14 protein-coding genes are annotated in these 22,271 nt (G+C 34.6%); 3 read left to right on the top strand and 11 right to left on the bottom strand.

Annotated elements, in window-relative coordinates:
• Positions 1-48 precede the first annotated feature (48 nt).
• The 3 genes from cysS (at position 49) to lgt (ending at position 2,826) form a co-directional block, all read left to right on the top strand.
• Positions 49-1,527, top strand: coding sequence for a cysteine--tRNA ligase (cysS, locus tag BC952_RS05950; protein WP_121364651.1), 1,479 nt, complete (start codon positions 49-51; stop codon positions 1,525-1,527).
• A gap of 58 nt (positions 1,528-1,585) precedes the next feature.
• Positions 1,586-1,834: a membrane protein insertion efficiency factor YidD gene (gene yidD / locus BC952_RS05945; RefSeq protein WP_121364650.1), complete on the top strand. Its 249-nt coding sequence runs from the start codon at positions 1,586-1,588 to the stop codon at positions 1,832-1,834.
• Between the two features lie 65 nt (positions 1,835-1,899).
• Complete coding sequence (gene lgt, locus BC952_RS05940; RefSeq protein ID WP_121364649.1) at positions 1,900-2,826, top strand: prolipoprotein diacylglyceryl transferase; 927 nt, start codon at positions 1,900-1,902, stop codon at positions 2,824-2,826.
• A 44-nt stretch (positions 2,827-2,870) separates the two neighbouring features.
• On the opposite strand, the gene BC952_RS05935 is transcribed toward lgt, so the two are convergent.
• From BC952_RS05935 to BC952_RS05885, 11 genes are all read right to left on the bottom strand, one after another.
• Positions 2,871-3,497 (bottom strand): acyloxyacyl hydrolase, encoded by a 627-nt coding sequence (locus BC952_RS05935; protein ID WP_121364648.1) that lies wholly within the window; start codon positions 3,495-3,497, stop codon positions 2,871-2,873.
• A gap of 141 nt (positions 3,498-3,638) precedes the next feature.
• Entirely contained in the window at positions 3,639-6,611 is a 2,973-nt protein-coding gene (gene secDF / locus BC952_RS05930; RefSeq protein WP_121364647.1) for a protein translocase subunit SecDF, read from the bottom strand.
• Positions 6,612-6,837: 226 nt separating this feature from the next.
• A complete protein-coding gene (gene mdh, locus BC952_RS05925) occupies positions 6,838-7,773 on the bottom strand; it encodes a malate dehydrogenase (RefSeq protein ID WP_073353918.1) in 936 nt (311 codons plus the stop codon).
• A 61-nt stretch (positions 7,774-7,834) separates the two neighbouring features.
• Positions 7,835-9,778 carry a DNA topoisomerase (ATP-hydrolyzing) subunit B gene (gene gyrB / locus BC952_RS05920; RefSeq protein ID WP_121364646.1) on the bottom strand — a complete coding sequence of 648 codons (1,944 nt, stop codon included), beginning with the start codon at positions 9,776-9,778 and terminating at the stop codon, positions 7,835-7,837.
• 182 nt (positions 9,779-9,960) lie between these two features.
• On the bottom strand, positions 9,961-11,577 hold the full coding sequence (gene asnB / locus BC952_RS05915) for an asparagine synthase B (protein WP_121364645.1): 1,617 nt from the start codon (positions 11,575-11,577) through the stop codon (positions 9,961-9,963).
• A gap of 444 nt (positions 11,578-12,021) precedes the next feature.
• Positions 12,022-13,647 (bottom strand): amidohydrolase, encoded by a 1,626-nt coding sequence (locus BC952_RS05910; protein ID WP_121364644.1) that lies wholly within the window; start codon positions 13,645-13,647, stop codon positions 12,022-12,024.
• A 172-nt stretch (positions 13,648-13,819) separates the two neighbouring features.
• The gene (gene asnB, locus BC952_RS05905) at positions 13,820-15,496 is read right to left on the bottom strand and encodes an asparagine synthase B (protein WP_121364643.1); all 1,677 of its coding nucleotides are present in this window, start codon (positions 15,494-15,496) and stop codon (positions 13,820-13,822) included.
• Between the two features lie 232 nt (positions 15,497-15,728).
• Positions 15,729-16,178 carry a hypothetical protein gene (locus BC952_RS05900; RefSeq protein ID WP_121364642.1) on the bottom strand — a complete coding sequence of 150 codons (450 nt, stop codon included), beginning with the start codon at positions 16,176-16,178 and terminating at the stop codon, positions 15,729-15,731.
• Positions 16,179-16,302: 124 nt separating this feature from the next.
• Positions 16,303-18,111, bottom strand: a complete 1,809-nt coding sequence (locus BC952_RS05895) for a TonB-dependent receptor (RefSeq protein ID WP_167445698.1) — start codon at positions 18,109-18,111, stop codon at positions 16,303-16,305.
• A gap of 51 nt (positions 18,112-18,162) precedes the next feature.
• Complete coding sequence (locus tag BC952_RS05890; protein ID WP_121364641.1) at positions 18,163-19,026, bottom strand: PhzF family phenazine biosynthesis protein; 864 nt, start codon at positions 19,024-19,026, stop codon at positions 18,163-18,165.
• Between the two features lie 78 nt (positions 19,027-19,104).
• Positions 19,105-22,119 (bottom strand): tetratricopeptide repeat protein, encoded by a 3,015-nt coding sequence (locus BC952_RS05885; RefSeq protein WP_121364640.1) that lies wholly within the window; start codon positions 22,117-22,119, stop codon positions 19,105-19,107.
• Positions 22,120-22,271: the final 152 nt, after the last annotated feature.

Below are 22,271 nucleotides of genomic sequence, written 5' to 3'. Positions count from 1 at the left end.
CTCCCTTCCCTTTGGGGAGGGCTGGGGTGGGGAAAACAATAATCTACAATGCCATTATATAGTAGCCAAAATCTAAAAATATACAATTCTCTTTCGGGAGAAAAAGAAATATTCGCACCCATTCATGAAGGAAATGTTGGGATGTATGTGTGTGGACCAACGGTTTACAGTAATGTGCATCTTGGAAACGTGCGTACTTTTATGTCTTTTGACGTAATTTTCAGGTATTTTTTACATTTGGATTACAAAGTGCGTTATGTTAGAAACATTACGGATGTAGGTCATATTGTGGATGATGTGGATGAAGGCGAAGATAAAATTGCCAAAAAAGCACGTCTGGAGCAACTGGAACCGATGGAAGTCGTACAGCGCTACACTGTAGATTTTCATGATATTTTGAATGAATTTAACTTTTTGCCACCAAGTATTGAACCAACGGCAACGGGTCATATCATTGAGCAGATTGAAATTATAAAAACTATTATTGACAAAGGAATTGGTTATGAAGCCAATGGATCGGTTTATTTTGATGTGGTAAAATTTAATGAAACCAATCATTACGGACGATTAAGCGGCCGTAATATTGAGGATATGCTTACCAATACCCGTGATCTTGACGGACAAAGTGACAAGAGAAATCCACAAGATTTTGCACTTTGGAAAAAAGCGGAAGCACAACATATCATGCGTTGGCCTTCGCCTTGGAGCGATGGATTTCCGGGATGGCACTTAGAATGTACAGCAATGAGTACTAAATATTTAGGTAATCATTTTGATATTCACGGTGGCGGAATGGATTTAAAATTCCCGCATCATGAGTGCGAAATTGCTCAAAACGAAGCTTGTACCGGTCAAACTCCAGTTAATTATTGGTTACATGCCAATATGCTTACTTTGAACGGTAAAAAAATGGCGAAATCTACCGGAAATAATATTTTACCAAGAGAAATATTGACTGGAGAAAACACCATTTTGAGTAAAGCTTTCTCCGCATCAGTTGCACGATTTTTTATGTTGCAGGCGCATTACCGAAGTATTCTTGATTTTTCTGACGATGCCATTGTTGCTGCCGAAAAAGGATATAAGCGATTAATGGAAGCAATGGATTCATTAAAAGAAATTAGTGCTGGCGCAAAAAGCACGATTGACATTGCTGCATGGAAACAATCCTGCTATGATGCGATGAATGACGATTTTAACACGCCAATTTTAATTGCGCAGTTGTTTGAAGGCGTAAGGTTTGTCAATTTATTAAAGGATGAAAAAGAAACTTTGAATGCCGATGACTTAAATAATTTTGCAAAAGCAATGCATGCTTTTGTTTTTGACGTTTTAGGATTGGAAGATGAAAAAGTGTCAGACAACAATAATGATAAATTAGAAGGAACGGTGAATATGCTTATCGAAATGAGAAAACAGGCCAGAGACAACAAGAATTTCGCCTTGTCTGATCAAATTAGAGATCAATTGATTGCTTTAGGAATTCAATTGAAAGATGGCAAAGAAGGAACAACATTTAGCATTTAGTGTTCAGTAATCCGTTTTTAATGATTCGCGCAAAATTTCAAATTGAAACTAATAAAATATGATTTCAAGAATCCTCATATTTCCTTTTGTACTATTAGTTCGATTTTATCAAGTTGCTATATCACCATTTACACCTTCCGCCTGCCGATTTGAGCCTACGTGTTCATCTTATATGATTGAAGCCCTGCGTATTCACGGTTTGTTTTATGGAGGATTTTTGGGAGTAAAACGTATTTTGAGTTGTCATCCTTGGGGCAAGACGGGTTATGATCCTGTTCCAAAAAAAACATGCAATCACAAACATTAACCTTTTTTAGTATAAATGTACTTTAAAACTCTATTTTTACGACTAATAAACAAATTTAACACTAAATGACACACGCTTTAAACATCGTTTGGAATCCATCAGAAGGAATTGATTTAGGCTTTTTTATCATTCGATACTACAGCTTAATGTTTGTAATTGCTTTTGGATTAGGCTGGTACATCATGAAAAACATTTTCGAAAGAGAAGGTGAATCGATAGAAAAATTAGATTCATTGTTTATCTGGACGGTATTAGCCACCTTAATTGGTGCGCGTTTGGGACACGTTTTCTTTTACGATTGGGAATATTATCGCAATCATTTGTTAGAAATTATTTTGCCTTTTAGATTAAGTCCAAGTTTTGAATTCACAGGATATCAAGGTCTAGCCAGTCATGGAGCTGCTATTTCTATAATAATTGCCATGTATTTTTATAGTAAAAACATATTGAAAAGACCACAATTGTGGATACTAGACCGCGTTGTAATTCCTGTAGCAAGCGGAGCTATTTTCGTGAGATTGGGTAACTTTTTCAACTCAGAAATTATTGGTCATGAAACAACTTCTCCTTTTGGAATAAAATTTATTAAAGATCATTTTAGTCCGATGGACGCAGTAAATGCTACTCAAATTCCAAATCCTAAAGATGCGTATTCCGCCATTGCAACAGATCCTAAATTTGCGACTTTGCTAGAACAAGTTCCCGCGAGACATCCTACCCAATTATACGAAGCATTTTGTTATATTTTTGTTTTTGCCATCTTATTTTTCATGTATTGGAAAACAGAAAAAAGAAAATATACCGGATTTATTTTTGGAATGTTCCTAGTTCTTTTATTTACAGTACGTTTTATTGTAGAATCCGTTAAGGAAAGTCAAGGTGGTTTCGAAAGCGCTTTAGGTTTGTTTTCAACAGGACAATGGCTAAGTATTCCATTCATACTTATAGGACTGTATTTCATCTTTACAGCCCAAAAAGAACTTACAAATTAAATAATTATTCGCTTCAAAAAAAAGCGTTAGCTACATCAAAGTAGTTAACGCTTTTTTTGTAGGGTAAATAAAAATCCAAAATCAATATTTTTAGTATTGTAACCCGAATTAGTTTTTTGCAACCCTGCATTAGAAATATGACGAATATTCGGTCTTAAGTCAAGCTTCACTCTGTTAACTTTGAAAGTAAATCCTATCGCTAAGACATCTGCAAAGGCAAAACCTTTAGACAAACGCTCCGTTTCCGTATCTGTAATCATTGGTCCGACACTTCCTAAAACGTAAATCGAAGCCGATTTAAACATTGGTTTCCTTAACAGAAAGCCAATATTAAGAACGTATTCTTTCAGATTCTTTAGCTTTGTATATTGTTCTCGTTTTGCAATATAATCCGTCTCATCAGGTTTAACAAAATACAAATTTAAGAGTTGGTGTGTAGCTAAATTAAGCTCTGGCTGAAGTACAAATTCGTATTTAAAGCTCTTTGTATCATTTATTTTGTAATATAATTGTAACTTGAAATACTGGTTTGTATATGTATAATTTCTATTTTTAAATTCATTTCCTAGTCCGTAAGCAAAACCAAATTCAACTCTATTGTCATCATCTTGCGCATAAAATGGAATTGTGCAACAAATAACAATTGCAATAAGAAATGCTTTCTTATACATAAAATTTAAATTTAAAACTCATCAACTCTTTATAACAAACAGTTAAATTACGAATTAAAAATTTCACTTTGGATTGCAGACAAAAAAAAGAGATTCAACTTTCATTGAATCTCTTTTTAAAATTTATATAAAAAGCTTTTTTTAGCTTTCTTGGTGTGCTTTTTCTACCTTGTTTTTATCTTCTTTAGAGATTGTATCCACAAGTACTGGAGTTGCAATAAACAATGAAGAATAAGTACCTACGATGATACCTACCAACATAGCGAATATAAATCCTCTGATTGATTCTCCACCAAAAACAAACATGATTAATAAAACCACAATCATCGTTAATGACGTATTAATAGTTCTTGACATGGTTGTATTAATAGATTGATTTACAATCTCAGCAAAAGTCCCTTTTGTTTTACCAGCTAAATATTCACGAACTCTGTCAAATACAATAACAGTATCGTTCATAGAATACCCAATAACGGTTAGGATCGCAGCGATAAAGTGCTGATCGATTTCCATTCCAAAAGGCATGAATTTATAGCATAATGAGTAAATTCCTAATACAAAAATAACATCGTGTGCAATAGCTGCAATAGCTCCTAAACTGTATTGCCATTTTCTGTAACTAATCATTAGGTATAAAAATACGATAGCCATCGCTCCAAGAACAGCCCAATAAGCATTAGTCTTAATATCTTCTGCTACAGTTGGACCAACTTTAGAGGCTTGTAAAACACCTAGTTTTTTACCATCATAAGAATTTACAAATTTATCATACGTCATATCTGCTGAAAAATGCTGTTTTAAAGTAGCAAACAACAATTTATTCACTTCTTCATCTGCTTTAATTCCTGGCTCTTGAACTTTGAATTTTGTTGTGATTTTTAATTGATTATCACTACCAAAAATTTTCACTTCAGCGCTACCATCAAAAACTTTAGCTAATTCTGCTTTTACAGCTTCTGTTTCAATTGGTTTTTCAAAACGTACTTGGAATGTTCTTCCTCCTACAAAATCAACTCCTTCATCAAGTCCATTTGTTGCTAAAGAGATCACACTTATAACAACTACTATACTTGAGAATAAATACGTCCATTTTTTCATTCCTAAGAAATCAAAATGAAAGTTATTAAACATATTCTTAGAGAAATTTGTAACAAATGTCAAATTATTCTTTTTGCTTATGTTCCAATCAATGAAAATTCTTGCAATAAAGATTGAAGTAAATAATGACGTTACAATACCAATCAATAATGTAGTAGCAAAACCTTTAATTGGTCCTGAACCAAAAATAAACAATACAGCTCCAGTTAAAATATGCGTTACGTTAGCATCAGTAATTGATGACATTGCACCTCTCCAACTGTACGAAGTTTTAATAGCTTCTTCAAGTGTTTTACCAGCACGTAATTCTTCTTTTGCTCTTTCATAAATAATGATATTTGCATCAACTGCTGTTCCCATTGTTAAAACGATACCGGCAATACCTGGCAATGTAAGAACTGCTCCGATACTTGCTAAAATTCCGAACAAGAACAGTAAATTAACCGCTAGTGCAACATTCGCATACCAACCTGCTTTACCATAATATATCATCATCCAAAGTGATACTAAAAGCAATCCTATTAAAGCGGAGTTAGTACCATTATCAATTGCTTCTTGACCTAAGGATGGCCCAACCACTTCTGATTGAACAATATCCGCTGCAGCAGGAAGTTTACCCGCTCTTAAAACATTTGCTAAATCTTTAGTTTCTGTAACATCAAAGGCTCCCGAAATTTCAGATCTACCACCAGAAATTGGTCCGCTAGAAACTCCTGGCGCAGAATAAACCACATCATCAAGAACTATAGCAATATTACTTTTTTGAGTATATGCTCTACCAGTTAATTCTTCCCAAGCTTTTGCACCTTGACCGTTCATTTGCATAGAAACAGCTGGTTTACCTGATTGGTCAAATGTATCGCTTGCATCTGTAACCACACCACCGCTCATTGAAGGCACATTGTCTCTGTTTCCTTTTAAAGCATATAATTCTACAGCATCAATATCTTTTGCTTTAGCATCTTTAATTATCATTGGTTTACCCCAAACAAACTTTGCATAACGTTGGTCACCTGCTAATAAAATTCTAATATCAGCTCTTTTCAAATATCCGTTTACAACAGCGGTATCTTTTGGAGAGAAAAGTCCTAAAACTGGACCTCCACCTTGACCAATAATTTTATCAAATAAAGGATTTTCTCCTTTTTTAGTAGCAGTTGAATCTTTAGCATCCGTAAGTAAAGCACTCAAAGAATCTTTTACAACTGGTTTTACTTCAGTAATTTTGATTTCTGTTTTTTTCAATGACTCATTAGCAGCCATTAAAAAATTACCAATTTCTTCAATTTTGTACGTTTCCCAAAACTGTAATTGAGCTGTGCTTGACAATAATTTTTTAGCACGATCCACATCTTTTGCACCAGGAAGTTCAACAAGAATCTGACCTGAATTTCCTAATTTTTGAATATTAGGTTGCGTAACACCAAATTGATCGATACGTTTTCTTAACACTCCAAAAGCACTTTCTACAGACTCATCTACTTTTCTGGAAATAACCTTTTTTACTTGTGCATCCGTCATTTGAAAATCAACCCCACCTTCACCTTGCAAACTTCTGTTAGCGAAAATATCAGGAGAAGCTAATTTTACCGTTCCTTTTGAATTTGCTTCAAAAGCATCAAAAAACTTATCTAAATATGATTTATTCCCTTGTAAATCTGCAGAAGCATCAGCCAAAGACTTATTGAAAACTGGGTTTTTAGAATTATTAGATAATCCTTTTAAAATATCTTTTACAGATATTTGAAGTATAACATTGATACCACCTTCTAAGTCAAGACCTTTGTTGATTTGCTTATCACTTACTTCATTAAAAGTAAAATTGGTAAAACCAAGATTAAATACTTTCTCTTTACCGATTGAATCTAAATATTTTGCTTCTTTTTCAGGATTTCCACCAGCAAAAGATTTGGCATCGCTTTTTACTTTACTTGCGACAAAAGTGAAAGAAAGTTGGTAAATACTTACCAATGCAAATAGAATTGCGAAAAATTTAATAAGTCCTTTATTCTGCATTATTACTAAAAATTAATTATTTTTTATTTATTTATTTTTGCTTTAAACCTTATATAATAACACTTTACATTCATTTTTAACATTAAAAAAGAATATTTCGAGCTACCTCATTTTTTTTAAACCGAGCAAATATATAATTAACGTTAAGATTAACCAATTTATTTATAGATTAATCTCAAGAAAAAGACTGCAATGATGCAGTCTTCTCTTTTTTATATGTAAATTTTTATACCAAAATCGATTTTAAAGCGTCATTCATTTGTCTGACAGCATCTGCACTTTTAGCAAACAATGCTTTTTCAGCATCATTTAGTTTAATGTCAAGAATTTCTTCCACTCCATTTTTACCAATAATACATGGAACACCAATACAGATATCATTTTGACCATATTCGCCTTCAACAAAAACAGAACATGCAATCATTTTCTTTTGGTCATTTAAAATACTGTCTACTAAGAAAGCAACGGAAGCTCCAGGAGCATACCACGCTGATGTTCCAAGAAGTCCTGTAAGTGTCGCTCCTCCAACCATTGTATCAGCAGCTACTTTTTGCAATTCTTCTTCTGATAGAAATTGAGAAACTGGAATTCCGTTATAAGAAGCCAGTCTTGTCAAAGGAATCATCGTTGTATCACCATGCCCACCGATAACCATAGCTGAAATATCATTAGCGGGTTTGTCTAAAGCTAAAGACAAATACGTTCTGAAACGAGAACTGTCTAGTGCTCCACCCATCCCTATAATTCTGTTTTTTGGTAATCCCGTAGATTTCAATGCCAAATATGTCATCGTATCCATAGGATTAGAAACTACCACTATAATAGTATCCGGTGAATGTTTCAATACATTTTCAGCAACCGTTTTCACGATTCCTGCATTGATTCCTATTAATTCTTCACGAGTCATTCCTGGTTTTCTTGGAATTCCTGATGTAATTACAACTACATCACTTCCTGCTGTTTTAGAATAATCATTGGTAACGCCTGATACTTTGGTATTAAAACCTGTATTAGTAGCGCATTGCATAATATCTAATGCCTTACCTTCAGCAAAACCTTCTCTAATATCCAATAACACAACTTCGCTCGCAATTCCTCTATAAGAAATCACATCCGCACACGTCGCTCCTACATTTCCTGCTCCTACAATGGTAACTTTCATATTTTAAAGTTTATTCGGTTATTTGTTAATCTTTGTGGTTAATTATTTAATAGAACATTTACTATGCGTCAATATTTGCATAAACTGCATTTTTCTCAATAAATTCTCTTCTTGGCGGTACTTCGTCACCCATTAACATAGAGAAAACTCTATCGGCTTCCGCCAAGCTGTCAATAGTTACCTGACGCAACGTTCTAAAACCCGGATCCATTGTAGTTTCCCATAATTGCTCCGCGTTCATCTCTCCAAGACCTTTATAACGTTGAATTCCTGCGCTTCCGCCCATTCTTTCATTCGCTTGATCACGTTGTACGTCATTCCAAGCATATTCTTTCTTATTTCCTTTTTTAACTAAATACAAAGGTGGTGCTGCAATATACACGTGACCTTCCTCGATTAATTCTTTCATAAAACGGAAGAAGAACGTTAAGATTAAAGTAGAAATGTGACTACCATCGACATCGGCATCACACATAATAATTACTTTATGGTAGCGTAATTTTTCAATATTTAAGGCTTTACTATCTTCAGCAGTTCCTATTGTAACTCCTAGAGCAGTAAATATATTTCGAATCTCTTCGTTTTCAAAAACTTTGTGATGCATTGCTTTTTCTACGTTCAAAATCTTACCACGTAAAGGCAAAATAGCTTGAAACGCACGATCACGACCTTGTTTTGCAGTTCCACCTGCCGAATCTCCCTCGACAAGGTAAACTTCACATTTTGCCGGATCTTGTTCCGAACAATCTGATAATTTTCCAGGCAATCCACCGCCACCCATCACGGTTTTGCGCTGCACCATTTCACGCGCTTTTTTGGCTGCATGACGTGCTTGTGCTGCAAGAATTACTTTTTGAACAATGATTCGGGCATCATTTGGATTTTCTTCCAAATAATTTTCAATCATTTCGCTCACCGCTTGACTTACTGGAGAAACAACTTCTCTGTTACCAAGTTTGGTTTTCGTTTGTCCTTCAAATTGTGGTTCCTGAACTTTCACCGAAATAATAGCAGTCAATCCTTCACGGAAATCATCTCCTGAAATATCAAATTTCAGTTTATCTAACATTCCCGAAGCATCTGCGTATTTCTTTAACGATCTTGTAAGACCGGTTCTGAACCCTTGCAAGTGCGTTCCTCCTTCGTGTGTATTGATATTATTTACATAAGAAAAAATATTTTCCGTGTAACTCGTATTGTAAATCAAAGCAACCTCAACTGGGATCTCTCCTTTTTCATGATCCATAGAAATTACGTGTGCAATAATTGGCTCACGGTTTCCATCTAAGTAACGGATGTATTCTTTTAAACCTTCATCAGAATGAAATACTTCTGACACAAAATTTCCATCTTTATCTTTTTCTCTTTTATCTGTAAAAGTGATGGTAATTCCTTTATTCAGAAAAGACAATTCACGCATACGAGCAGATAAAGTATCATAAGAATACTCTATTGTTTGCGTAAATATGCTTGGATCCGGATAAAAAGTAACGATTGTTCCTCTTTTTGTCGTTTCACCAATTTGTTTAACCGGATATAATGCTTTTCCTTTTTCGTATTCTTGTTCGTATATTTTACCATCACTACTGTGAACGGTAGCTCTCAAATGATTTGATAAAGCGTTTACAACAGAAACCCCAACACCGTGAAGTCCTCCAGAAACTTTATAGGAATCTTTATCAAACTTTCCTCCGGCACCAATTTTAGTCATTACAACCTCCAATGCCGAAACACCTTCTTTTTTATGAATACCTACCGGAATACCACGTCCATTATCCTCAACCGAAACGGATCCATCTTCATTAATATCAACTATTATGGTATCGCAATGACCTCCCATTGCCTCATCGATAGAGTTATCTACAACCTCATACACTAAATGATGTAGTCCTCGAACACCCACATCTCCAATATACATCGAAGGACGCATTCTTACGTGCTCCATTCCTTCTAATGCCTGAATACTATCTGCTGAATAACTGTCCTTCTTGATTTCTTCGCTCATATATATTTTATTGTAAAAAATGTAATTTTTGTATAACACGCAAATATATAAAAACGCAAATTAGATAACCGTTAAAATCCCTTTTTAAGCCCTTAAGTTATTAACATTTGTTCATATAATTATAAAAAAACGCTCTCAAAATTGAGAGCGTTCTTCATTTATAAAAAATTCGAAATATTGTTTCAAACCGCAATTCCTGTTTTAGCAATTTCAGTATCGGCTTTAACGTGAGCTGCATTGGCTCTTCCACTTGGATCTAGGTTTTCTTGCCATTTTGGAATCCATTTCCTAACTGTTTGCGCGGCACTTATTTGCGGATAATATTTATTAAATATTGACCTATAAAAATAGGCTTCTTTAGTTGTAGGAGAATTGTATGGAAATTCGGCTGCAGCACCAGCTAATTGCTCATCCGTAACTTGCATTGCACAATATTCAATCAATTGATCGATCCAATTGTATCCTACTCCATCCGAAAACTGTTCTTTTTGTCTCCATAAAACTTCTTCTGGGAGATAGGGATTGTCTGGAGTATCAAATGCTTTTCTTAGAATGTATTTTTCTTTTCCATCGTACGTTTTAGGCATTTTTTCTTCTGCTTTGATGCGAATTGAAACATCTAAGAACGCTTTATCCAAAAACGGAACTCTGGTCTCTAAACCATGTGCCATCGTTGATTTATCAGCTCTTAACAAATCGGCAGTAAATAATTTCTGCACTCTTTCGATAGTTTCTTTTTGGAAATCTTCTGGTGATGGTGCATTTCTAAAATACAAATACCCGCCAAAAATCTCATCAGCTCCTTCTCCCGAAAGCACCACTTTTACACCCAAATCCGTAATCGCTTTCGACAAGAAATACATTGGTGTACTTGCTCGTACCGAAGTCACGTCATAGGTTTCTAAATGCCAAATTAGTTTCTCTAAAATTTCAATTCCTTCTTCGACAGTAAAATGAATTTCATGATGCTCTGTTCCTAAATACTCAGCAACTTTTCTGGCTGCCGCAGCATCCGGCGCATCAGCGTTCAAACCAATTGAAAATGATTTTAATTTTTTGTCGCTTTCTGCCAATAATCGTGAAGCAATAGCTGAAGTTAATGAAGAGTCTAATCCTCCCGAAAGCAAGACCCCAATTGGCACATCACTCATCAGTCGTTTACGAGTCGCTTCGGTCAACGTTGCTCTGATTAATTCTAAATCTAATTCCTGGTCGGCTTTTAAATAATCTTCATATTCCGGTTTGTAATATTTTACAAAACCTGTTTTTGCAGTATAATAATGTCCCGGAGGAAAAGTAGAAAATGTTTTACATTGATCTGCGATAGGTTTCATTTCAGAGGAGAAATAGATTCTTCCCCTTTCGTCCAAACCATAATACAGTGGCTTCACTCCCAATGGATCTCTTCCGGCAATAAAATCATCACCATCCACAATAACAAAAGCCCAATCTCCATCCAGCATATTGCAAAAATCGTAACCAAACTCTTCGTACAAATGCACAATAACTTCAGAATCTGATTTTGTTCTAAAAGTATGATCTTTCAAAACACCATCTCTTAATTCCTGATGATTGTATATTTCGCCGTTATGAACCATATAAGCCGTTCCCGCGCCTTGTATCGGTTGTTTTCCGGAATGTAAATCAATTATCGATAGCCTTTCATGACTTAGAATATGCCCTTTTTCAGTAACATGCAAATCGCTCTCATCCGGACCACGATGCGTCATTCTTTTTGAAAGTTCTCCAAACAATTGCTCCTCTTTTCCTCTTCCGATAATGGCTAATATTCCGCACATAACTCTGTATTTTTATTTTTTACCCAATTCTAAGTCGACAAATATGCAATAGGAGTTACAAATACAAAACACAATCGTAGTATTTAGTTACTATTTCAAACAAAAAGATACATTTTATCTTAAAAATGTAATTCAAATACCAATAAATTAAAATATTCTATTACAACTGTAAATTATCGCTACATTATAAAATAAACAGCATTAATTTTAAACATATAAGTCATATAAGTTTAAAAAAGTCAGTTTCTCAAATCGTGATTAAAAGGAAAAATAAGTTAAAAAAGTTCTTTGCAAGGCTATGTGACTTTACTTAAATGAACTTTTAGTTTTATTTGATTTTATTCAAATTAAAAACTTATATGACTCATATGTTTTAACAATGTATTATACAAAATGCTGTTATTTGAAGAATTAATCGTAAATTATAAAAGGCTGACAATTCAATTATTTTACTTTCTTCCCTTTTAAATAGGTGTTGGTAGGTTTCATTTTCACTATTTTATTTTCTTCCACTTTCATTAAATCCTGGTCGTACATTACAAAATCAGCCCATTTCTCTACTTCCAGACTTCCTTTTTCTTTTTCTTCGAAATTAGAAAAAGCAGCCCAAATGGTCATTCCTCTTAACGTTTCCGCTCTGGTCAAAGCATTTTCCATTTGGAAACCACCTTTTGGATATTCCTTACTGTCTTTTCTGGTTACAGCAGCATGAAAAGTCAGCATGGGGTTGACTTCCTCTACGGGAAAATCAGTTCCTAAAGCCACCATCCCTGCTTTTTGAAGTAATTTTTTATAAGCATAGGCATTTTTAAGTCTTTCTTTCCCCAATCTGTCTTCTGCCCAATACATATCAGATGTGGCATGCGTAGGTTGAACCGAAGGAATAATTCCAAATTTGAAATAATCAAAATCTTTTTCACGCAAAACTTGTGCGTGCTCAATTTTCCATCTTCTGTCTTTGGTTCCAGCCAAAACATCTCCGTAAATTTTCAAAATCACTGTATTTGCGGAATCCCCAATAGCATGAGTATTCAACTGAAACTTTGAAGCCGCAATTTGTTTGGCTACATCTTTTAATCCAGAAATTGGTGCCAACAAAGCGCCATATTGGCCTGGCTTGTCAGAATACGGTTTGTGCATACAAGCACCACGAGAACCTAAAGCGCCATCACCGTACATTTTAAAGGATCGAACATTTAGATTATCCGTTTTATAAATTCCTTTTTTTAGATATAAATCAATATTTTTCTGATTTGCCGTAATCATTGCATACACATTAAGCTTCATCACTTTTGCTTTTTGCAAACTATCCATCAAATGAATAATATCCGGATCTAATCCTGCATCATTTACGGTTGTCAATCCATAATCAAACATCACTTTTTCGGCATCCAATAAAGCGGCTATTTGTACTTTACGCGTTGGTTTGGGAATTATTTTAAACACCAATTCCATCGGATTATCTACTAAAATTCCTGTTGGTTCTCCATTAGCAATTTCAATCTGACCACCATCTGCTTTCGTATCTTTCGTGATTCCTGCTAATTTTAAGGCTTTACTATTAACGATAATTGCATGCCCGTCAACTCTGTTTAAAACTACAGGAATATCAGGAAATGCAGCGTCTAAATCAGCTTTTGTAGGATACTTTTTGACTTTCCAGTCGTTTTGATCCCATCCGTTACCTACAATAAACGTTGGATTTTTATCTTTTTGAAAAGCCTTTAAACGAGTTATTATTTCGTCCATACTTTTGGTACCGCGTAAATCAGCTTCTTGCAAGCTTAAACCATAGCTATAGAAATGGCAATGCGCGTCAATCAAGCCCGGGTAAATAAATTTTCCTTTCGCATCTATTGTATTTTTGGATTCATATTGTTTTGAAATTTCACTATTAGTACCAATAGCGACAATTTTTCCCTTATTGATCGCCATAGCCGAAGCCGTTCCAAAAGAGTTATCTACCGAGTAAATAGTAGCATCGGTAATAATAGTATCAACGGTAACTTTACTTTTTTGATCACAGGAAACCAACAAAAACAAAGCAAGAAATAAAGCAATAGATCTCATAATAAACATTTTAGTTATGCTAATATAAAAAAACTGTACCGAATTATTTTAAACAAACGGAATTAAAAGAAATTTTTGAATTCTTAACTTGACCATTCTGATTATTTCCATAAAAAAAACGCTCTCGAAAAGGAGAGCGTCTGTCTATTTGTAAAATTTTACTTAATTGTGTTTATGCTTTTGCATACGCATCATCATGCACGCTAGCTACTGCTCTTCCGGATGGGTCATTCATGTTCTTGAATGCCTCATCCCATTCCAATGCAATCTTTGTACTACAGGCAACGCTTGCTTCTTGCGGAACACACAAAGCAGCGGCATCACTTGGAAAATGCTCATGAAAAATAGAACGGTAATAATATTCCTCTTTTGAAGTTGGCGTTTGCAGAGGGAACTTGTATTTAGCATTTGCTAATTGTTCATCCGAAATTTCAACCGCTACGACTTCTTTCAATGTATCAATCCAACCGTATCCTACACCATCACTAAATTGCTCTTTTTGTCTCCAAGCTACGCTTGGCGGCAACATATCTTCAAAAGCTTTACGAACTACCCATTTTTCCATTGGATGTTCTGCATTGATCATTTTATCTTGTGGATTAACTCGCATCGCCACATCCATAAATTCTTTATCTAAAAACGGAACACGTCCTTCAATTCCCCATGCTGCTAAACTTTTGTTCGCACGCAAACAGTCATACATGTGCAATTTACCTAATTTACGTACGTTCTCTTCGTGGAATTCTCTTGCGTTTGGCGCTTTGTGAAAGTATAAATATCCTCCAAAAAGTTCATCTGCTCCTTCACCTGACAATACCATTTTGATACCCATTGATTTGATAACTCTCGCCATTAACCACATAGGTGTTGATGCTCTAATCGTAGTCACATCATACGTTTCTAAGTTGTAAATCACATCCTTAACCGCATCCAAACCTTCTTGGATAGTGAATTTAATTTCGTGGTGAATGGTTCCGATATGATCCGCAACTATTTGAGCTGCTGCTAAATCTGGAGAACCTTCTAATCCTACAGAAAATGAATGTAATTGTGGATACCAAGCATCGGCAACATCTCCCGATTCAATGCGTTTTTGCGCATATTTTTTGGCCACAGCCGAAGTAATAGAAGAATCTAATCCTCCAGAAAGCAAAACACCATAAGGTACATCACTCATCAATTGTCTATGAACCGCAGCTTCTAAAGCCACTTTAATTTCGTCAATGCTGGTTACGTTGTCTTTTACGGCATCGTAATCTGTCCATTCTCTTTTATACCATTGTACAAATTCGCCGTCTTTGCTGGTCATATAATGTCCTGGAGGAAACAATTGGATTTTTGTACAATAGCCTTCTAATGCTTTCAATTCCGAAGCCACATAAAAAGTTCCATGCTCATCCCAACCTATGTATAATGGAATAATTCCCATGTGATCACGAGCAACAAAATACTCGTCTTTTTCTACATCATAAATGGCAAATCCAAAAATACCGTTCATTTCGTCAATAAAATGAGGTCCTTTTTCTTTATAAAGTGCTAAAATCACTTCACAATCACTTTCGGTTTGAAAGTTGTATTTTCCTTCAAATTGTTTACGCAATTCTCTGTGGTTATAAATTTCACCATTTGCCGCTAAAATCAATTGTTTGTCTTCACTGAATAAAGGTTGTTTCCCTGAAGCAGGATCAACAATTGCCAAACGTTCATGAGACATAATCGCTTTTTCATTACTAAAGATACCACTCCAATCCGGTCCACGATGACGAATAATTTTAGACATTTCTAATACTTGCGGTCTTAAAACTTCCGCTTTTTGTTTTAAATCAAAGGCACATACTATTCCACACATAACTATATATTTTTAATGTTTTGTTTATTTTGATAAGGCAAAGATGGAGTTATAGTTCTAATTGAAAAACACAAATGCCATTTTTAGTTATAAATAATAACCAAAAAACAGCATTTGTATTTAAAATGTAACTAAAAGAGAATAAAAAAGGAATCGAAGTTGAGAATTGTAAAATGCGACACAGATGAGACGGCTGCAACTCCCGAAGTTTCGGGGTGGATTATAACGGATTTTATTCAATAGTCTCCACCAAATACTTCGTACCATTGATCTCAAAAGTAAAACCTTCTTGATTTCCCATGAGTTTATTTCCCAAAGGTGATTGTGGTGATAATGCGATAATATTAATTCCTTCTACATTAATTTTTGGAAGCGCCACACTCAGATACAAATAGATTCCGTTCGCTTTTACCAAGCTCCCAACAATAATAGTCTCAGCAATTGTAGTAGCGTCAATTTTATCTAAAACTGTTTTTTGATCCAATACTTCTCTCAATTTACGATTGAGTTTTTCCTGCTCAATATGCATCATCGACAAAGCGGTTTCGTGTTTGTCGCCGGCAGAACCTTTGGCATCGTTCTTAGAATCTTCAGTAAGTGCTACAATCATGTCTTTGAAAACATCGATTCGATCCTGAACTAATTGTAAATAATGGGTATGTATTTTTTGTTTGAAAGTCATAATTAGAATTACTAGCCTGACTGGGTTCAAAACCCTATCAGTGTTTCAAATTTTTATAATAAAAAAAGCGAAGATTGTTTTCCGTTTCGGCTCCCTCTCCTTTGGGGAGGGCTGGGGTGGGGATTTAAAAATCAAATTTATAGTTTGCTCCTAAAATTACCTGAAAACCTTGAACTGGATAATTCAACCATTTTTGATAGGCATTATTAGTGATATTATTAGCTCTTGCAAAAGCGGTCAATCGGTCGCTGTATTTGTAGCCTAAATTTGCATTGACATCAAAATATGATTTCAAAGATACAGGAGCTGCATTTGCCGAAAAGGCCGTATTCATCTGAAAATCTTTTCGCTCCCCTACGTAAAACACATTTGTTCCAGCGAACCATTTCTCTGTAATATTAAAATCAAGATTTGAATTTATTTTTATTGCTGGCATATTCCATGCTTCTTGCTGAAAATCATTAGTGAAACTGCTAAAAGTTCCGTTGATTCCAAAAGTTACATCCTCAGAAAAATCAGCTTTAAGTTCTCCATAAAAACTTAATGTTTTCATATCATCGTACACCATTTGAAAGGAATTTCCAAAAGCATAATCTTCATTACCTACATTCTCATTGTAATCATTGCTTCTAAACAAGGCTTTATTTCTTTCATTCACATAAGAAGCTTTTACATTATAACTCACATTATTGGTCAATTTCCCTTTTAATCCAGCAAAAATATCATACTGCTGATCTGTTGGAGTTATGGTCAATGTTGGAGATAAAAATGGATTTTCTTCTACAAAATCCTGATATGAATTTTGTTTTAAATTTCCTTCGGCACCCGCATAGAAAATCATCAAATCACCAACCACTTTATACGAAGCATTGAATTTTGGATAGACATAAAATGAATTATTGTTGTTTTGATTGTCCATGCTATAAAATACAGCGGCACCAATATTTAATGTCCAATCGTCTTCCTGCATTACAAAACTTGGTGAGATTCCGAAGTTTGTAAATCCGTATTTCATGGCTTCCGTATTTGTATTTAAATAATTTTTATCGAAACTTCCTCCCACATAATCTACCGTTAAATCCGTTTTCACTGCACTTTCCATCACGTCAAATTCAACAGTTGGTTTTGCATAGAATCGATTTTCTGAAGATCCTGAAGCATCTGAAAAATGGCTGTATTTAAGACTTGTTTTGTTCAAAATACTTTCGCTGAAAGCTACATTTCCGCCCAGAGATATCGTTCTGTACGTTTGCTGCGGATCAATTCCATTAATCAACATCACTTGATCCTGAGCTGATAAAGTATTTCCAAATTCCGACGGCAATCCATACCAATTATAAATCTGGTTTTGATATCCTAAATCCAAATTCCAAGACACGTCTTTTTGATTAGAACCATACATTAAGTCTAACGAAGTATCATAAAACCGATTTTCTAATGCTACATTTTGAATTCCGCCTTCAGACGAATGATGACGAAACATTCCACCAACATAATCTGTGTTATTAATATCATGATTTACGAATAACTCTCCAATAAAGGTTCCGTAATTACCAACACCAAAAGTCGCGTAATTTTTAAACAAATGTGCTTGTTTTTCTTTTTCTACACCTTCAGCTTTTCCTTTAGAAGGGGTAAATGTTGATGCTACCGGAAAAGAAAAAATAGAATATTTAATACTTTCTTTTTTAGTATTTCCTTCGTCATCCAATTCCGGAATTTCTTTAACTTTGAACGCGTCCGAAATTTTTGGCGTATATGGTTTTACTACATTAACCGTTTCGGTTCCTATTTGCTCTTTCTTTTGTGCAAACGAAAATTGGAATACAAAGAAGAATAAAATCCCCAACCCAACTCTCCCCGAAAGGAAAGGAGCCGAAAACGTTGTTACCTTATTTGTGAATGATTGTATGTTTGATTGTTTAAATGTCATGTTTTAATTTTTTACTTCTTAATTTCTAATTCTTGCTCCCGAGCCTTATGCTTAAACTTCCCATTCGCCTTTTGCAATGAATTGCGATTTGCCACCAATATTTATATCAAAATGATTATTCTCTAATTTTCCGTCAAAATAAATTTGAGAAGGTCTGTTTATAAATTCTCCCTGATGATTAATTATTTGAATTTCTGGCGCATTATATTTTAGAAGAAAAGCCTGCAAACAAGTGCTGGCACTTCCCGTTGCCACATCTTCAACAAGTTGATTATTTTCTATACAAAGCATTCTACTGCTTAATTTCGTATCTTCTAAAAAAAAGAAATACAACGCTCTATGACTTGTTTTACAGTTTGCCTGCAACCATTCGTTCATTTTAGTTTTATCCAAAATCAAATTCTCTAAAACTTTTTTATTTTTGACAGGAACAATTACAAACGCGCTTCCTGTGGTTACTTCCTGAATGGGAAATGCATCATCAAAATCAGCACTGCTTAAATTGCTGAAGTTCGAAAAATCTTGTGCTGAAAAAGTATCCAAAAATTGTGGTTGAGCCGCCTGCAACCATACCAAATCACCCGATTGATTAACGGGAATTTCACCTATTGGGACGTTTAAAGTTATATTTCGCGGTTGATTTACAAATATTTTATTCATCAAAACCCAAGAAGTTCCAATAATGGGATGACCAGCAAACTTCATTTCGTGCTCAGGTGTAAAAATTCTGATTGTTGCCGAGTTATTTTCAACATCAACCTTGGTAATAAAAGTACTTTCCGCAAAGTTGATTTCACGGGCAATTTTTTGCATCTGTTCGTCACTTAAGGCTTCAGCCTCTAAAAAAACAGCCAATTGATTGCCTGCATATTTTTTTTCAGTAAAAACATCAACTATATAAAAAGGTAGATTCATTCTCTTTGTATTTAGCTTTCGATTATTTAAAAATTTACGCTTGATTTAAGCTGTTTTCCAACTTTCAAACCTTGATTTTTATTTTGTTATCGATGAGTTAGTTTTGGATTCTTCGGCTTTAATAGCGTTCAACTCTGTTTGTGCATCTGAAACGACATCCGGAAAATCAGTGAAATTTTGAATTACATTTTCTAGAATATACGTTGCCTGATAACTATCTTTTAGTCCGTAAAAGTTTTTGGCCATTACCACTAATCCTTTGGCTCCAAAATATTTATAGCTGGAATAATTCTTTGCTAATTTTTGAACCGCAACATTTGACACCTCAAATTTTCCTTCTTTATTTTTAAAATAAGCATCATAATACAAGGCTTCGGCTGCTAATTCTCCTTTAGCAATCGTCAATAATTTTGCGTAGGCTACTTTCGCTTTCGCTTCATCACCCGTTTCAATTGCTGCACGTGCAATGATAATTTGTGCATCACTTTTTACATTATCATCTGTTTTTGGATTCATCAAAACCTTCTCGGCATACATACCTGAATTCGGATAATCTTTCTTATCGTAATACAATTTCATCAAATTCGATTGTGCAAATGTTTTGTTCTGAGAAGTATCAGCTTCGTTTTCTAAACGGGTCAAAATTAGAATTGCTTTTTGATCTTCTTTGTTTTTAAGGAAAATTTGAGCCAATCTTGACAAAGATTGTTCTGTAAATTCACTTCTGGATTGTGCAACTACATACTCATAATTAGGAATAGATTTGCTCTCAGACCCTTCAGCATAATACAATTGAGCCAGATAATAATTAGCTTTTAGAGCATGAATCCCACGAGGAAACTGGCTTACATAACCACTAAATCCTGCTATTGCCTGCTTGGCGTTATTTTGTTGAAATTGTTTTTCAGCAGCTTCATAGGTGTCATTATCCAATTCTGCATCCGTTACGGCAACAAAATCTAATGTACGAACCCAAGTTGCATATTCATCTACTCTGCCATTGTCCACATAAATCAATCGAGCAGTCGCAACCGCTTCTAAAGCCTCCGGAGTTCTAGGAAAATCCGCCGCTACTTTTTTAAACTTCAACAATGCTTGATCATCTTTATCGGTGTTATAATAAACCAATCCCTGACGCAAAATAGCTCTGGAAGTGAAAGAACCTTTTTTAAATTCTGTATTCAATCGGTCGTATGTTTTTATGGCAAGGTCATTTTTATTCTCAGCTACGTATGTATTTGCCAATTCAAAAAGTGCATCGTCTCTATATTCTGATTTTGGATACAATTGTAAAAAAGCGTTTAGTTCGTCAATTTTCTTATCGTTTTTAGCTAGAAATCCGTAGGAAATAGCTTTTTGGAAATACGCATAATCTGCATCAACACTTTTAGATTCGATTACTTTCGTGTAGGCCTCCATTGCCGCACCATATTTTGAAGTTACAAAACGACAATCTGCTAAACGCAAATACGAATCATTCAAACGTACTTTATCACTAGGTGCCTTTTCAATTTGTTTTTGGAAATAATCTCCTGCTTGATCGTATTCTTTCAATTTGAAATACGTGTATGCAATATTATAATTACTGTTTTTAAATTCCGGTGTTGCCGCTGCTTGGTTTGCACCAATGAACTGCTTGAAACTTAATAAAGCGTCTTTGAAATCATTCAAAACATATTCTGTTTCGCCTTTCCAGAAAGTAGCACGAGCCGTAAAAACAGCATCTTTTTGTTCGCTTAGTGATTTCGTAAACATTTTTAATGCTTCAGGATAATTTCCATCCGTGTATAGTTCCAAACCTCTATAAAAAAGCACTTTTTGGTACGCTAATTTATTTTCTGGTGATTTGTTTTTTTCCAATAAAACTAAGGCTTCTTTGTAGTTTTTAGAAGAAATATAAGAATCTATCAGTAATTTCTCCACCTCAGAACGGCTTGCATTATCTGGATATTTTTTCAAAAAAGCTTGTAAAACTGCTGGTACACTTTGGTACGAATTCCCTAATTCATAACTTAATTTTGCATAATTCAAGCTCGCATCTTCTTGAATGGCTTCATCAAAATCCATTTCCGAAGCATTTTTGAACGCATTCAAAGCCTGTTGCTTTTTATCGGTATTCAGGTAACTTTCACCTAAATGATAATAGGCGTTTTGTGCTACAAAATCTTTCCCGCCAATGATTTTATTGAACTGAGAAATCGCGTTTTCGTAGTCTTTTTGTTTGTAATACGCATATCCTAATTGATAAAAATCCGTATTATTCCATTTCCCTTTTTTTCCTTTATAATCTACTAAAAATGGAATTGCTTTATCATATTGTTTTAAATTGAAGTAGCTTTCGCCAATGATTTTATTCAGTTCTGATTTTTCCAAAGGAGTTGATTTAGCCATTGCTTTCTGACCTAAATCAATTGCTTTTTGGAAATTCCCGAGTTTAAAATTCATATCAGCCTGATAATACGAAAGCTTTTCTTTGTACTTTTCTTCGCCCGAAACTTCATCAAAATACTTTGTAGCTTGCTTGTAATCGTCGCCTTCATACGCCATAAAACCTAAATAATATTTGGCTTGCGAACCATATTCAGCTGAGTTTACCACTTTATTCAAATACACTGTAGCTTCTTTTTTGTTTTTGGCATTAAAAAAACTGTAGCCTTTCTGGAAATTGAATTTATCTTGATCGTTTCTGCTTAAGCTGCTTTCGTCTACTTTATCAAACCATTGCAACGCTTGCGGATAATTCCCTTGGTTAAAATGATAATGTGCCACTTCGATGTACGCTTGGTTTTGTTTTACGCTCGTTGGATAATCCGAAACAAACTGCTCCATCAACTCATCCGCATTGGATTGATTGGTTCGAATGGCACAATTCGCGGCATAATACGCACAATCTGATTTCAATTCTTCAGTTGCGGCAGTTTCCTTTACTTTATTAAAAATAAGCTGTGCCGAAGCATATTGCGCGTCTTTAAATAAAGAAACCGCTTTATTGAAATCTTTTGAATCGTGCGTGTAAATGGTAGATTTTTGTGCCGAAATACTGGCCGTTATAATAAAAATGGATAAGAAGTAGCTCCAGGAAAGTTTACGCATTGTGATTTTATTTTAATAATTCAAATATATTATATTCTGTCCTCTATAACGAATCACAATTGGCTTTTATTATGAATAATTTTTTTACAGTTTAGATTTCAACCTTCTTTATTGCAATATCAATCAAATCAAACATCCTAACTTTTTAATAT

The sequence above is a fragment of the Flavobacterium limicola genome (assembly GCF_003634755.1).
Taxonomy (GTDB): Bacteria; Bacteroidota; Bacteroidia; order Flavobacteriales; family Flavobacteriaceae; genus Flavobacterium; species Flavobacterium limicola.
This window is presented reverse-complemented; position numbering and strand designations above follow the sequence as displayed.